1 protein-coding gene is annotated in these 1,009 nt (G+C 62.5%); it reads right to left on the bottom strand.

Annotated features, from left to right (window positions below):
- Positions 1-281: 281 nt before the first annotated feature.
- Positions 282-578, bottom strand: a complete 297-nt coding sequence (locus ACGFYN_RS48205; RefSeq protein ID WP_393872290.1) for a hypothetical protein — start codon at positions 576-578, stop codon at positions 282-284.
- Positions 579-1,009 lie beyond the last annotated feature (431 nt).

The raw sequence follows: 1,009 nt of genomic DNA, 5'->3' as shown, positions 1-1,009 counted from the left end.
TCGCCAAGGAGAACCGCACACACCGCGACTGAACCGACCCCAGGGGGTCAAATCTGCGAGAGCAGAGCGTGCTCAATTCTGCGGGAGCATTGACACCCTCCGCCACCGATCCGTGCCAAAGAGGCCACGGCCGGCCAAGCCCCATCTAGGAACAGCTCTAGCTTCGCCTCGTCCATAAGCCCATCTCCCAACCACCGCCAGCTAAGTCACAGGTCGCAGCGTTGATCGATTACATGGTGCTGTAGGTCGGAGACCCGGCCCTTCACTTTTGCGGCATGTGCTCAGTAGTTCCCATCCGCCAATAGGGCGCCGCTTTGATTGAAGACCGTGATCAGCCCTGCGCCCGACGTCGTTGGGGCGTAGGCCTGCTTCGCCCAATCGACCGCAGCAGAAACGATCAGGCGCCCTGTGTTTGCGTCGCTAGAGGTGAGATCGCCGGGCAAATTCGTCTGGATGTTTACGCTGCCGGATATCCCGTCCACCTTCGTTACATGATCAGCAACGGCGCTCTTCATTTCTGGGGTGGCGCTCGTGGAATTGGCGACGAATGACTTGAGGGAGTCGGCGTCATTCCCCACCGCCGAAGCCGATGTGCTCGAAGCGGGCGGCGGCGTAGTTCCTACGGTCGCAGGTGCGGTGATGGTCTGCGTTACGGTGGTTGTCGCGTTGGAGCCTGTCGAGCCTCCCGAGCACGCAGCACATGAGAGAGCCGCGATCACGACCAAGCTGGCAGCGACAGAGCGCGTGCTAACCCGCATACGTCCATAATGCGCCTAGCAGCGGGCATACGCTCGGCGAAAATAGTGGCGTCCAATGAGGGCGGCAGTGGAGCCGCCGCCTGACAGGGACTCGCCGCGATGCGAGCCGTCGCAGTGGCGCAGGGCGCGTCCCGGCAAGCCGTGCACTACCAGGAGACCTAGTGTCCTGCGCCAGAGATCCGTCGGCAGAGGCGGGCGAGGGAGTCGAGGATCTCTTCGGCTGTCTTGGTCCAGATGAACGGCGTGGGGTC

The organism is Streptomyces sp. NPDC048419 (assembly GCF_043200415.1).
In the GTDB taxonomy this organism is placed as follows: Bacteria; Actinomycetota; Actinomycetes; order Streptomycetales; family Streptomycetaceae; genus Streptomyces.
The sequence above is the reverse complement of the archived record's forward strand: the minus strand, read 5'-3'. Positions and strand labels throughout refer to the sequence as shown.